Origin of the sequence: Bacillus sp. EB01 (genome assembly GCF_000613125.1) — a bacterium.
GTDB lineage: Bacteria > Bacillota > Bacilli > Bacillales > Cytobacillaceae > Bacillus_D.
In genome coordinates this window covers 4,739,812-4,753,394 of the sequence record NZ_HG964497.1, presented here as the reverse complement: position 1 = coordinate 4,753,394, position 13,583 = coordinate 4,739,812, and the positions used below count along the sequence as shown (strand labels likewise).

Below are 13,583 nucleotides of genomic sequence, written 5' to 3'. Positions count from 1 at the left end.
AATTTGAAAAAGCCTGAATTGCTCGTTACACCAACTAGCGTTCAAGATATTCTGCCTCTTGCTGATTCAGGCGCAGATGCCTTTGTCATCGGGGAACAGCGCTATGCCTTGAGGCTCGCTGGGGAATTTAGCCCTGAAGAGGTAAAAGAGGCAATTGAGCTTGCCCATTCGAAAGGGAAAAAAGTGTATGTGTCAATGAATGCCATTTTTCATAATGAAAAAGTGGACGAGTTGGCCGATTACTTGAAATTTGTTAAAGAAGCAGGGGCTGACGCGGTTTTGTTCGGTGACCCGGCTGTGTTAATGGCGGCGCGTGAAGTAACTCCTGATTTGCAGCTTCATTGGAATACAGAAACAACAGCAACCAACTGGTATACCTGCAATTATTGGGGGAGAAAAGGCGCGAAACGGGCTGTATTGGCCAGGGAAATAAACATGGATGCTATCGTCGAAATTAAGGAAAAAGCTGAAGTTGAAATAGAAGTCCAGGTCCATGGGATGAGCTGCATGTTCCAATCAAAGCGGTCGTTATTGGGAAATTATTTTCTGTACCAGGGCAAAACAATGGAAATTGAGAACAGCAAGCTGAACAAGGATATGTTTCTCCATGACAAGGAGAGGGGTACAAAGTATCCAATTTTCGAGGACGCCAATGGCACGCACATCATGAGCCCTAATGATATCTGTATTATTGATGAACTTCAGGATATGCTTGAGGCAGGTGTCGATTCTTTTAAAATTGACGGCATATTAAAGTCTCCAGAGTACATCATTGAAGTGACCCGTTTGTATCGAAAGGCTATCGACCTTTATGTTGAGGATGCGGATTTGTACGAAGATGCAAAGGATGAACTGCTTGAAGAAGTTGAAAGAATCCAGCCTTCTTCAAGGCCTCTGGATACCGGGTTTTTCTTCAAGGAAACAGTTTATTGACTTATAGTTTTAAACTAGCTGAAAAGGAGGTATATGGCCATGAGTGCAGTAAAAGAGCGAATTTCCGAAATCATTAATGGAAAGCGGGTTATTGTAAAAAAACCCGAGCTGCTCGCCCCAGCCGGAAACCTTGAAAAACTTAAAGTTGCCGTCCATTATGGAGCGGATGCCGTGTTTATCGGTGGCCAGGAATATGGCCTCCGTTCGAACGCTGATAACTTTACATTTGAAGAAATGAAAGAAGGCGTAGAGTTCGCCAAACAATATGGCGCTAAAATATATGTTACTACTAATATTTTTGCCCATAATGAAAATATTGATGGCCTTGAAGAGTATATGATGGGGTTAAAGGAAGCTGGTGTGGCAGGTATTATTGTTGCCGATCCGCTTATCATCGAAACGTGCCGAAGGATTGCTCCTGAAATTGAGGTGCATTTAAGTACACAACAATCACTTTCCAACTGGAAGGCTATTCAATTCTGGCAGGAAGAAGGATTGGAACGAGTCGTGCTTGCACGCGAAACTAGCGCCGAAGAAATCAGGGAAATGAAAGAAAAGGTCGATATCGAAATTGAAACTTTCATCCACGGCGCAATGTGTATTGCCTATTCTGGTCGCTGTACACTAAGCAATCACATGACTGCCAGGGATTCCAACCGTGGCGGCTGCTGCCAGTCATGCCGTTGGGATTATGACCTGTATAAGCTTGATGGTGAGGGTGAAACCGCGTTATTCGGTGAAAACGATGCTCCTTTTGCAATGAGCCCAAAGGATTTAAACCTTCTCCAGTCTATACCACAAATGATTGAATTGGGGATAGACAGCCTGAAAATCGAAGGCCGGATGAAGTCCATCCATTATATCGCAACCGTAGTCAGTGTATACCGGAAGCTTATTGATTCTTATTGTGAAGATCCTGATAACTTCGCGATCAATGAAGAATGGATTGAAGAGCTCGACAAGTGCGCCAATCGGGAGACCGCGCCGGCATTTTTTGAAGGTGTCCCCGGGTATAAAGAGCAAATGTTTGGCAATCATACCAAAAAGACCAAGTTCGACTTTGTTGGACTTGTCCTAGGTTATGACGAAGAGACCAAAATTGTCACACTTCAGCAAAGGAACTTTTTTAAGCCTGGGGATGAAGTTGAATTTTTTGGACCAGAAATAGAGAATTTTAATACAGTCATTGAAAAAATTTGGGATGAGGATGGGCTGGAGCTTGATGCTGCCCGCCATCCGCTACAAATTGTTAAGTTTAGGCTGGACAAGCCGGTCTACCCAAACAACATGATGCGGAAGGAGAAATAATATGGATCGCAAACCAGTTGTAATCGGGGTTGCCGGAGGTTCTGGTTCAGGGAAAACATCTGTCACAAAGGCGATATTCGATAGCTTTCAGGGACATTCCATCCTAATGATTGAGCAGGATTATTATTATAAAGATCAGAGCGGTCTCCCATTTGAGGAAAGGCTTAAGACAAATTATGACCATCCGCTCGCTTTCGATAATGATTTGCTCATAGAGCATATTGAAAAATTGCTGGCAAGGGAACCAATTGAAAAGCCTGTTTATGATTATTCTCTTCATACAAGGTCCAGCCAAGTGATTCATGTTGAACCCAAGGATGTTATCATTTTGGAAGGAATTTTAATTCTTGAAGATGAACGGCTTCGCAACCTGATGGACATTAAACTGTTCGTCGATACAGATGCGGATATCCGGATTTTGAGAAGGCTTCAGCGTGATATCAAAGAGCGCGGCAGAACTGTAGAGTCAGTTATCGAGCAGTATGTCAATGTTGTCAGGCCGATGCATAACCAATTCATCGAACCGACAAAACGCTATGCGGATGTCATTATTCCAGAAGGCGGCCACAACTATGTAGCCATCGATTTAATGGTTACTAAAATTCAAACTATTCTTGAACAAAAGTCTATTTTATGAAACAATAGCATAAATAAAGAAAAGCGAAGGCTCCCGTTCAGCGCCGTATGGCCTGGAGGGCCCCGACATGAAATAAAGGAAACACGAAGAGCCCCTAAGGGTGATTCGATGTTGACTTATCGTAGTGAGGGGACCGAAGGACACTAGGCGTTGGGAGCCGCTGCTGGACAAAAGAAAAGCGGAACCGCCTTGGTTAGGGGCGACAAGCGCTGGAGGACTTGAAGCAGAAGTCGTTCTTTGACTTCAGCTGAGAGGCCGAAGCGACCTCGAGCCCCTAGGCGGTGAAGCTGGACAAAGAAAACCGGAAGCGTTTACGTTTCCTCAACTCAATTACGTAAAATATAGGTTGCGCGCGCCCTTAACAAGAGCGCGCTTGCTATCTGTTTTACAGAAAAATACTACATAAAAAGACCGCACACAACTGGTCGTGCAGAGATTATAAGGAGTGAACATTTTGGCACAAGAAAAAGTATTTCCAATGACACAGGCAGGCAAAGATAAGCTTGTCCAAGAACTTGAACATCTAAAGACTGTTAAACGTAAAGAAGTGGTTGAGAGAATTAAAATCGCACGGAGCTTTGGCGACTTGTCCGAGAACTCAGAGTACGATTCGGCAAAGGAGGAGCAAGCCTTTGTTGAAGGACGTATTACTACTCTTGAAAATATGATTCGTAATGCAAAAATCATTGTTGAAAGTGAAGTACCAGGGGATGCTGTTTCCCTTGGCCGAAGTGTGACTTTCGTTGAATTGCCTGATGGCGAGGAAGAAACATACTCAATCGTGGGAAGCGCCGAAGCAGATCCATTCGAAGGGAAAATCTCGAATGATTCTCCAATTGCTCGGAGCCTGATGGGCAAGAAGGTTGGAGATATTGTTTCTGTTCAGACTCCAGGCGGAGAAATGACAGTAAAGATTACATTAATCAAATAACCAGACCATTGTTTAAGGTTTGAAATTAGGGCATCTCGTCAAAGCTTTTGACGAGGTGTTTTTTTATGTGGAAAAAGCGGGCAGCAGGAATGCTGTATTTGTATATGGTTATATTTCTGATATTGGCAGGCAGACTAGTTCAAATTCAATTATGGGAACCTGAAAGCTTTTCATCACATCATATCAATCTTCTTGAAGAAAGTGTCAGGCAGCGGTCACAGGAATTAGTGATCGATGATGGGCGCGGCAGGATTCTTGACCGAGAAGGGGAATCGATGACGCATGAGGATTTATCCGTTTTAATTTTTTTCCCTTTTTTAAAAAATGCTTCATGGCCAGTGGAAAAAGTGGCCAATGCAGTTGGAGTAGAGGAAAATGAAATTCTTCAAGCTATCAAACAGGCAAAAGCGCCTTTTGCTTTTGGGGAACCTAAACCGCTATCCTTGACATCTTCACAAGTTCAATTAATTAATTCATTAAAAATACCTGGTGTATTTGCAGTCGAAAAAAAATTTGAAAAACAGGATGCGGTTGCAAAACAACTAATTGGTGTACTGGGAGAGAATGAAACCGAGTTAAGTAAAAGATATCCAGATCGGTCCCTCCCGCTACGGACCCAAATAGGCATTTCTGGACTCGAAAAAAGCTTTGATGAGATTCTGGTTGCTGAAAGGAAGTCACAGCTTGTTTACCATGTCGATGGAAGCGGAAGCCCTTTATTTGGGACAAAGGTTAAGTACACGGGTATAACAAACCCCTTTTATCCGGCGAGCATAAAGACAACGATTGATTTAGATATACAAAAACAGGCTGAGCAGCTTGTTGATAAGCATGGCATTAAAAACGGGGGCCTCATTCTTCTCGATATATCTACTAATAGCATATTGGCAACCGTATCAAGGCCAAATGTTAATGATAAGGATCCTTTTAAAGGAAATGGCATGGTTAATCTTATGCTGAAGGAACAAATTATGGGATCCGTTTTTAAAACGGCCGTAGCAGCTGCTGCGATTGATTATGGACTGGATGGAAAAGAAAGGCTATACGATTGCAGCCGGACAATTGACGGTAGACCTGACCAGGTATATCAGCATGGATTGCTGGGCTTTTCAGATAGTTTTGCGGTGAGCTGTAATAATACATTTGCATCATTGGCTAAAGAGCTTATGGAGATAGACCCCAATATCCTTGAAGAATACGCAGAAAAGCTTTCTCTAACTGGTGGAGTTGGCTGGCGGGGAAATGTATTCCAGATCGCAAACTTTTCACAGTTACCTGATGAGGAAAAAGGGAGGGTATTCATCTCTGATGAAGAAAGAAACGATCGAAACTATGTTGCCCTTTCAGGAATTGGACAAAAGGAAGTAAGAGCAACCCCGCTTGCAGTCGCGAATATGATGGCCACGATAGCAAGGGGAGGAGAAAAGGAAATGGTTCGGGCCGTTTCGGAAATCACATATAAAAATGGTGCAGTTATGTATACGTTCCCTGAAAATGAACTTAATGGAGAGCAGCTTTCATCTGGCACGGCAAAGGAACTCGGGCAATTACTAAGAGAAGTTGTTGTTAATAAGAATGGGACAGGGAGGTGGTTTTCAGAGTTGCCTTATGAAGTAGCTGGTAAATCTGGAACTGCCGAAACAGGAAGGTTTAAGAACGGAAAACAGCTTCATAATAAATGGTTTGCAGGTTATTTCCCGTACAGAAATCCGCGCTTTGCACTCGTTACAGTGAATTTGGATGTGTATGGAAATGAGGGTGGCGTCAATCCGTTGTTTGCCGATATGGTTACCTTTTTATCGGACCTAAATGCTCAGGCTAACTAAATGGTTCAAAGGGTACCTCACCATCAGTGGAATAGCGCAAGGATAATCTCCTATATTGAATAGTTGGAAATCTAACACTTTCTGCTTTTCCTTTTCTCTTGCTTGCTTCTCATGTTAAAATAGTGACAACCTTTGCTAGGGAGGCTTTGTCCAATGGAACAGGATTACACTCAAAGTACACGTTCGCGTTATCGTGCAAAAAGGAAAAAAACTAATCTAATTTTAAATAGCTTAATTGTTATTGTAATCATTGCTATTTTGGCTGTTGGGTACTCGATTTTTGCGGGAGGAAATGATGCATCTCCAAAGCCGCAAGTTCAACCGGAAACTAGTGCTTCAAATGGGACCGGCGGATCCGGGCAGAAAGAAAATCCTGCCGGAGAATCTTCTAAAGAAGATGAGCAGGAAGCTGATGAAGAAGAAGCGGATGAGCAGGAGTCCGAGAATGAAGATGCAGAACCGGTTGTTACTGAAGGCGGAAGCTCTCCCAATGTGAAAAGAACAATTGAAAATCCAGGCTGGAAACCTGTTGGGACTGAGCAGACAGGTGAACATAAAGTGGTTATAGAAGATAGCTCTCAAGACTGGCAGGAAATGCTTGATGCCCTTTCTTATGCGATTGAAACGGATAAGAACTCAATGACAGTCTGGTGGCTTCAGCAGGACAAGAATAACGAGGGTGGAGCAATTGGCACTGTGAGCGCAAAAGGAAGCGATCAGGCCTATAGGGTATATATCCAATGGGTAGACGGCCAAGGGTATAAACCTGTAAAAGTTGAAGAATTAATAGAAAACGATAAGAAATCATAGCGGGTTGGCTAAAGCCATCCCCGCTTTTTTTTAGAGTTTTTTTAACTTAAAATGAACGGCAGCAGTAAAATACGTTTGGCCGTTTTCATTTACATGCATCTGATAGTTAACAGATTGGACATGGAGCATAATTGCTTTGTTCACTTCAATTTGGGAAGCAATCTTACTTTCCAGTGTTTTTATATTAGTTGCCTCAAAAAATTCAATTTTATCCTCAAGTAGGTCAAAATGCAGATTCATTGCGTACACTCCCTTTGATTTATCAGTTTCATTGTAGCCAAAACACTCACTCACTTGCAATTCGGCAGTTGATGGATAGGTGTAATTGTGATAAATTGGGAACATGGTTAGCATTAAATCATAGTATATCTATAGGAATTTGTAGATTTAAAAATTAATTCTCGGAGAGTGAGATAAATGGGCAGGGAATTTCTTGATTTATTTGAGGTGTGGGCAGATTCGTATGATGAAACTGTAGATGGCCATGACAAGGAGTATAAAGAGGTATTCCGGAATTATGAGGGCATCCTCGAGGAGGTTGCCTCCCGTTCAGTTGGCCATGTGGCGGAATTTGGTGTAGGGACGGGTAATCTTACAAAAAGAATTTTGGAAAAAGGCTTGGAGGTAACCGGCATCGAACCATCTCCTGCGATGAGGAAAATTGCTTTGGAGAAATTGGCCGGGAAGGTAAAAATAGTGGATGGTGATTTTCTAAATTTTGAGGGAGTGGAAAAACCTGATACATTTGTAAGTACGTATGCCTTCCACCATCTAACAGATGAAGAAAAAGCAAAGGCTGTAGCCCTTTATGGAAAGATACTGCCCGTTGGTGGTAAAATAGTATTTGCTGACACTATGTATGAATCCAAAGAGGCATTTGAAGCCGCTATTCTAGACGCAAAGGAAAAAGGGTTTAACAACCTTGCTGAAGATTTGCAGCGCGAATATTACACTACAATCCCAATACTGAAGAGTATTTTAGAAGAAAACGGATTTAGTACGCAGTTTTCCCGCTGCAATGAGTTTGTCTGGCTAATGGAAGGTGTAAAAATTAAAAGTGAGGTTTACTAATGAAAATCGCAATTATCGGAGCTATGGAAGAAGAAGTTGTTTTATTACGAAGCAACATTGAAAACCAAACACAAGAAGTCATTGCAGGTTGTGAATTCACATTGGGAACGATGCACGGTGCAGAGGTTGTCCTGCTTCGTTCCGGAATTGGCAAAGTGAACGCTGCTATGTCTACGACTATTCTCCTCGAAAAATTTAAGCCGGACTGTGTAATCAATACGGGTTCAGCGGGCGGGCTGAACCCAGTGCTGAACGTAGGCGATGCTGTTATCTCAACAGAAATCCGTCATCATGATGTGGATGTCACGGCATTTGGATATGAATATGGACAAGTTCCGCAGCTGCCAGCCGCGTTCCAGGCGGATGAAAAATTGGTTGCAGTTGCTGAGGCTGCTGCTTCCGAAATAGACGATATCCAGATTGTCAAAGGCTTAATTACAACAGGGGATTCATTTATGGATAATGCAGAGAGGGTCGAGGCTGTCCGTGAAAATTTCCCAGGCGTACAGGCAGTTGAAATGGAAGCTGCTGCAATTGCCCAGGTTGCCCATCAGTTCGGGATTCCATTTGTGATAATCCGTTCTCTTTCCGATATTGCCGGAAAGGATTCGGGCGTTTCATTTGACCAGTTCCTGGACAAAGCCGCCCAAAACTCTGCAACACTTGTTATGAAAATGGTTTCGGCTTTAAAAATGGTCTGTAGATTGGAGGCCTAATATGAAGGTTTTTGGAAGTGTTCATGAATTGATTGGCAATACACCAATTGTCGAGCTAAAAACATTTGAACCAAAAGAGGGAGTACGTATATTTGCCAAGCTTGAATTTCTTAATCCCGGAGGAAGCGTCAAGGATAGGCTCGGGGTTGAACTCCTGAGAGAAGCAATGGATAGTGGCAAACTGCAACCAGGAGGAACAGTCATTGAGCCGACTGCGGGAAACACGGGAATTGGCCTTGCACTGGCGGCGGTTAATCAAGATGTAAATGTTATATTCTGCGTTCCGGAAAAGTTCAGCCTTGAAAAACAAGATCTGATGAGGGCTCTTGGTGCCAAAGTCGTCAATACCCCAACTGAAGAAGGAATGAAGGGTGCCATTAGGAAGGCTAAGGAACTTCTGAACGATATTCCCGGCTCCTACTGTCCTCAGCAGTTTGGTAATCCTGCCAATCCTGAAACATATTATAAAACGCTCGGACCTGAAATTTGGGAACAAATGGACGGTAAAATTGATATTTTTGTTGCAGGTGCAGGCACCGGCGGTACATTCATGGGAACCGCCAGATACTTAAAGGATCAAGATAAAAAGGTGAAGACTGTCATTGTGGAACCAGAAGGATCCATCCTTAACGGTGGCAAATCCGGTACACATAAGACAGAAGGGATCGGAATGGAATTCCTTCCCGACTATATGGACCGAAGTTATTTCGATTCCATCCATACGGTTTTGGATGAGGATGCATTCCGGCTCGTCAAGGAGCTTGCTGCAAAAGAGGGGCTCCTGGTTGGCAGTTCTTCCGGCGCGGCTTTGCATGCTGCGCTGCTCGAAGCAGAAAAGGCTCCGGCAGGAACGAATATAGTTTTGATTTTTCCTGATGGAAGCGAACGGTATTTGAGTAAAAAGATATATGAAGGCGGGATATAAATATGAAAAGAAAAACAAGACTTATACACGGCGGCATACCAAATGACCCTTATACAGGTGCGGTAAATGTGCCGATCTACCAGGTCAGCACATACGCTCAGGAAGGGGTAGGCGGGCATAAGGGCTTTGAATACTCCAGGACTGGAAATCCGACTCGGCATGCGCTTGAAGAATTAATAAAGGATATTGAAGGCGGTCATGCAGGGTTCGCATTTGGTTCCGGGATGGCTGCAATCACAGCAGTCATGATGCTATTCAACTCTGGAGACCATGTTATTTTAACAGATGACGTATACGGCGGTTCTTTCCGTGTTATGACGAAGGTGCTAAATCGTATGGGAATTGATTCGACTTTTGTTGATACAAGCAACCTGGAAAACATCACAGGGGAAATCAGGCCAAATACACGGGCGATTTACCTTGAGACACCAACCAACCCACTTTTGAAAATTACTGATATTGAAGGTGCGGCCAATTTGGCCAAAGAGCATGGCTTGTTAACAATTGTTGACAACACCTTCTCAACACCGTATTGGCAGAACCCAATTGAATTGGATGCTGATATCGTCCTTCACAGTGCAACTAAATACATTGGCGGACACAGCGACGTGGTTGCCGGCCTTGCAGTAGTGAATAGCCAGAAGCTGGCTGAAGACCTCCACTTTGTTCAAAACTCAACCGGAGGCGTCCTGGGCCCTCAGGATTCATGGTTATTGATCCGGGGCATTAAAACCCTGGGTATCCGCATGGAGGAAACGGAAGCTAATACAAAAGCGATCGTAGACTTCCTAGTTAGCCATTCTGGAGTTAAAAAAGTCTTTTACCCAGGCCTTGAAAACCACCCAAACCATGACCTTGCCAAAAAGCAGGCCCGCGGATTCGGGGGAATGGTTTCCTTTGATGTTGGAAGTGCCGAAAAAGCTGACGAACTGCTGAGCAAGGTTCACTACTTTACTTTGGCAGAAAGCCTTGGGGCCGTAGAAAGCCTAATTTCTGTTCCTGCGCGGATGACCCACGCATCCATACCTGCGGAGCGCAGAGCTGAGCTTGGTATTACTGATGGCTTGGTAAGGATTTCAGTTGGCCTTGAAGATGCCGAAGACTTGATTGAAGATCTTAAGAATGCGTTGGAATAAATAACAGCAAAGGCGCCGGTAATTTACCGGCGCCTTTTGGCTTTTTTAAAGCAATCGTTGGAAAAAGAAAGAAAACAGTTAACAATGTTCCCATAATGTTAATAATTACATTGCTCCCTGCCCTTAAAAATATGCTAAATTAATTTAGTAGTATTCTAGAAAAGTAGGTGAGCATGATGAATCAAGCAAAAGAACTTTATGAAAAAATGTGTGATACCAGGTGGCTTGGAATTGTGCTCTTAGCTGTTGGCTCGTTCTTTTATCTAGGCACAATCCTTCCTACAGGTCCGATAAGTGATATCGACCTGACTGGCATGTCGGTAGCTTCCCTGGTTTTCCTGGCAGGTTCGATTTTGTTCTTCCTGAAATCCAAGGAATACAGGAAAATGTTGATGGAGCACGAAGACGGAGAAGAATATTTCTTATAAAAATCCAACGTCCATTTTGGGCGTTTTTTTCTTTTGGCTTTGTTAGTATTGATTGTTGATTTTTGTTTAGGTATGAGAATTTATTAAGGGGAGAATTTCCGTCTATTGTACCCACGGGCACCTTAAGAGACAGAAATAAGCGGAGAAATTCCCCTTAACTTCTTAAAATAAGTCAAAAACCAATGATTCTGGTTTGATAAGCGGAAAAACTCCCCTTATTTTAAGGGAAATATGGGTATTTCCCGATTTAACCGGAATTCCTCCCCTTATTTTTCAAACAGAGTGAAATCAACATTCAGCTATAACAGAGCCATCATAAAAGAAAAATCAGGATGCTTGTCCATAAAAAGGGAAAAGATGAATTTTTTACAAAATAAGTGTTTACAAATAGTGTTCAAGTGGATATAATTACCGTAGTAAGTTAAAAATTCCTGGAAGGAGGCATTCGTATGTTTAAGAAAATTGCTTGGGTAAAATTCGATTACAAACTTCATACATGTTCTGCCTTCGGGGAATGGGTTGCTTTGTAAGCTAATATCGCCATGTCCATGCCGTAGGAGAACTGTGCCTGCGGCATTTCTATGCCTAAAACCAAAAGCCGGAAAGGAACCGTTTTAAAGCGGGTTCTGCTCTGGCCATGGTATGCCGCAGGGGCTTCCTGCGGCATTTTTTATGCCCAAAATTCGGATATGGATAACAAGGAGGAGGTGAAAGGAATGACACTGAATATTTTCTTTATTACTGTGACGATCAAACGCCGCAAAATGAACCCGGAAGAAATTATGAGACGGGAATACATTGAGAAAATTACCGAGGAAAACAAAGATCGCCAATTTTCCATGTACCGCCCGTTTTAATTAAGAGGTGGTGATAAGAATGACTCTTCATATTTTCTTTTTTACAATTACAATCAAGCTGAGGGAATATAGCCCCGAAGAATTGATTTCATTAGTGCAGACCAGACAGATTAGCGAAAAGGATAATAAAATCAGGTTCAATTATTACAGACCGTTTTGATGGTGCCAAAAATGAGAGGAAAGGTGGAGTTGAAAATGTTGTTATTGATGCAGAATAGAAGAGGTTGCTTTTGGATTATGAAAGATACCACGTAACCCTTTTGGAAGGAGTGTCCGTGATGCCTTTACATTGTTTTTTGCTGACGTTTTTTTTAAAACGGAAAAAACAGATGAATCAATACCGACTTAATCGGGAATAAGTTCATTGAAGGGTTGACACCGTTTATACTATAATTAAATTTAGAATATTATCTTGGCTGAGCAAGGGGTGCTGGAATATGATTTTGTTGATGGTAGGGGCCTTAATTATTACAGGTGTAATTGGCTGTGTGATTGCAGCTGAAGTCAGTGTGGAAGACTAACTGAAAAAGCATCTGCCCTTTGGGGTTGATGCTTTTTTACTGTCCCAAATATATCTTTTTGGAAATTCATGTCCATCACCCCCTTGGCGAGAAGCCTTTTACGAATAGTAGGATCTCAAATGTTTTTTTAAAAAAGATGAAGAGCAGCTGAAATTATCAGCTGCTCTTTCCCTTTTTCCTTTTATCTTTTTCTGCGCGGTAAAATTCATGAAACATTTTCATTAATGCTCTCTTTTCTATTCTCGAAACATAACTTCTTGAAATTCCGAGTTCCTTGGCAATTTCACGCTGCGTTTTTTCTTTTTGGAGATCGAGCCCGAATCTTCCAACTATGACTTCTTTCTCGCGGGCATCAAGCACTCCGATAAACTGTTTAATTTTTTCTAATTCCATATTTAGCTGTATGGTATCAATTACATCCTCTGATTCGGACTTTAGTACATCAATGAGTGAAATTTCATTACCCTCCTTATCCTGACCAATTGGGTCATGAAGCGAAACATCTTTTTTTGTCTTTTTAAGCGCTCTCAAATGCATAAGAATTTCATTTTCTATGCACCTTGCCGCATAGGTTGCGAGTTTTGTGCCCTTACCATCCGAATAGCTTTCAATTGCCTTAATGAGTCCAATAGTGCCAATGCTAATTAAGTCTTCGGGATCCTCTCCGGTATTCTCGAATTTTTTCACTATATGTGCTACCAACCGGAGATTGTGCTCAATAAGGAGATTACGGGCATTCGCATCCCCTGCAGCCATTAGCTTGAGGTACTTTTTCTCATCAGCAGAGGACAAGGGCTGAGGAAAGGCATTGTTTTTTACATACGAAACGAGAAAGATAATTTCTTTTACCATGTATCCAAGTGCGGTCAAAATACTGGACATACATTCCCCCCGCTTTCTGTTCAGCATTCTGTATAACTAATCTCTATGTCAAAATAAGAAGGTTCGTGTCTGTCCCAACTAAATTTCCGTAATTTGCTAAAAAGTGCCGAATATAAAAGGGACCGAATGGAAACTTATGAATTGCCACTAAGATTTATGCAGAATTATTTTTTTCGCCCATGCACCTTTGGGATAGGTACATACCCTATAGTAAGAGGAAAGGGGTGAAAACATGTATTACGGTTATCCTTATCCTAGCCCGTACACCTATCCATATGGAGCTGGCGGCGGCTATGGCTTTTGGTATGCATTGCTGATAATCCTTTTTATTATCATCCTGTTATTCGGAGGTTGGTGGTATTTCAACTCCTATTATAAGTGAACCCAATGGGCCATCCTGATTGGAGGCCCTTTTAGTGTGTTGAGGTACATAATTGGATCTGAAGCACCTCGTCCTTTTCCGCTTTTGTCCTATCTTCCTCATACTCAGAGCCAGGAGAGCCCTTACATAATATTAAGCTCTATTTTCCAGTTAAGGGCTTTTTTTGCTGACTTATGGAAATCTTCTAAATACTTACCTATAATAAAATGGTACAGAGTTT

The 13,583-nt window shown here is 42.3% G+C and carries 16 protein-coding genes; 14 read left to right on the top strand and 2 right to left on the bottom strand.

Annotation, left to right across the window (positions count from 1 at the left end):
- Positions 1-3 precede the first annotated feature (3 nt).
- From TY16_RS22435 to TY16_RS22410, 6 genes are all read left to right on the top strand, one after another.
- Complete coding sequence (locus TY16_RS22435; RefSeq protein WP_043933968.1) at positions 4-933, top strand: peptidase U32 family protein; 930 nt, start codon at positions 4-6, stop codon at positions 931-933.
- A 39-nt stretch (positions 934-972) separates the two neighbouring features.
- Positions 973-2,241 (top strand): peptidase U32 family protein, encoded by a 1,269-nt coding sequence (locus TY16_RS22430; protein ID WP_043933967.1) that lies wholly within the window; start codon positions 973-975, stop codon positions 2,239-2,241.
- A gap of 1 nt (position 2,242) precedes the next feature.
- Positions 2,243-2,878: a uridine kinase gene (udk, locus tag TY16_RS22425; RefSeq protein WP_043933966.1), complete on the top strand. Its 636-nt coding sequence runs from the start codon at positions 2,243-2,245 to the stop codon at positions 2,876-2,878.
- A 454-nt stretch (positions 2,879-3,332) separates the two neighbouring features.
- Positions 3,333-3,809: a transcription elongation factor GreA gene (gene greA / locus TY16_RS22420; protein ID WP_043933965.1), complete on the top strand. Its 477-nt coding sequence runs from the start codon at positions 3,333-3,335 to the stop codon at positions 3,807-3,809.
- Between the two features lie 65 nt (positions 3,810-3,874).
- Positions 3,875-5,635, top strand: coding sequence for a peptidoglycan D,D-transpeptidase FtsI family protein (locus tag TY16_RS22415; RefSeq protein WP_043933964.1), 1,761 nt, complete (start codon positions 3,875-3,877; stop codon positions 5,633-5,635).
- A 153-nt stretch (positions 5,636-5,788) separates the two neighbouring features.
- Positions 5,789-6,445, top strand: a complete 657-nt coding sequence (locus tag TY16_RS22410) for a YrrS family protein (RefSeq protein WP_043933963.1) — start codon at positions 5,789-5,791, stop codon at positions 6,443-6,445.
- Between the two features lie 30 nt (positions 6,446-6,475).
- On the opposite strand, the gene TY16_RS22405 is transcribed toward TY16_RS22410, so the two are convergent.
- A complete protein-coding gene (locus TY16_RS22405) occupies positions 6,476-6,685 on the bottom strand; it encodes a DUF2536 family protein (RefSeq protein ID WP_043933962.1) in 210 nt (69 codons plus the stop codon).
- Positions 6,686-6,862: 177 nt separating this feature from the next.
- On the opposite strand from TY16_RS22405, the gene TY16_RS22400 reads away from it, so the two are divergent.
- The 7 genes from TY16_RS22400 to TY16_RS25960 all read left to right on the top strand — a co-directional run bounded on the left by TY16_RS22400 (position 6,863) and on the right by TY16_RS25960 (position 11,738).
- Positions 6,863-7,516 (top strand): class I SAM-dependent methyltransferase, encoded by a 654-nt coding sequence (locus TY16_RS22400; protein ID WP_043933961.1) that lies wholly within the window; start codon positions 6,863-6,865, stop codon positions 7,514-7,516.
- On the top strand, positions 7,516-8,232 hold the full coding sequence (gene mtnN / locus TY16_RS22395; protein ID WP_043933960.1) for a 5'-methylthioadenosine/S-adenosylhomocysteine nucleosidase: 717 nt from the start codon (positions 7,516-7,518) through the stop codon (positions 8,230-8,232). The genes TY16_RS22400 and mtnN overlap by 1 nt, the downstream gene beginning before the upstream one ends.
- Position 8,233: 1 nt before the next feature.
- The gene (locus TY16_RS22390) at positions 8,234-9,157 is read left to right on the top strand and encodes a PLP-dependent cysteine synthase family protein (protein ID WP_043933959.1); all 924 of its coding nucleotides are present in this window, start codon (positions 8,234-8,236) and stop codon (positions 9,155-9,157) included.
- Positions 9,158-9,159: 2 nt separating this feature from the next.
- Complete coding sequence (locus TY16_RS22385) at positions 9,160-10,293, top strand: bifunctional cystathionine gamma-lyase/homocysteine desulfhydrase (protein WP_043933958.1); 1,134 nt, start codon at positions 9,160-9,162, stop codon at positions 10,291-10,293.
- A gap of 176 nt (positions 10,294-10,469) precedes the next feature.
- Positions 10,470-10,721, top strand: coding sequence for a YrhC family protein (locus tag TY16_RS22380; RefSeq protein WP_081773081.1), 252 nt, complete (start codon positions 10,470-10,472; stop codon positions 10,719-10,721).
- A gap of 716 nt (positions 10,722-11,437) precedes the next feature.
- Complete coding sequence (locus TY16_RS25965; protein ID WP_081773163.1) at positions 11,438-11,578, top strand: YrzI family small protein; 141 nt, start codon at positions 11,438-11,440, stop codon at positions 11,576-11,578.
- A 19-nt stretch (positions 11,579-11,597) separates the two neighbouring features.
- Positions 11,598-11,738: a YrzI family small protein gene (locus TY16_RS25960; protein ID WP_081773080.1), complete on the top strand. Its 141-nt coding sequence runs from the start codon at positions 11,598-11,600 to the stop codon at positions 11,736-11,738.
- 517 nt (positions 11,739-12,255) lie between these two features.
- On the opposite strand, the gene sigK is transcribed toward TY16_RS25960, so the two are convergent.
- Complete coding sequence (gene sigK, locus TY16_RS22370) at positions 12,256-12,981, bottom strand: RNA polymerase sporulation sigma factor SigK (protein WP_043933955.1); 726 nt, start codon at positions 12,979-12,981, stop codon at positions 12,256-12,258.
- Between the two features lie 232 nt (positions 12,982-13,213).
- Here sigK and TY16_RS26725 point away from each other — a divergent pair, with 232 nt between their 5' ends.
- Positions 13,214-13,363 carry a hypothetical protein gene (locus TY16_RS26725; protein WP_197028442.1) on the top strand — a complete coding sequence of 50 codons (150 nt, stop codon included), beginning with the start codon at positions 13,214-13,216 and terminating at the stop codon, positions 13,361-13,363.
- Positions 13,364-13,583: the final 220 nt, after the last annotated feature.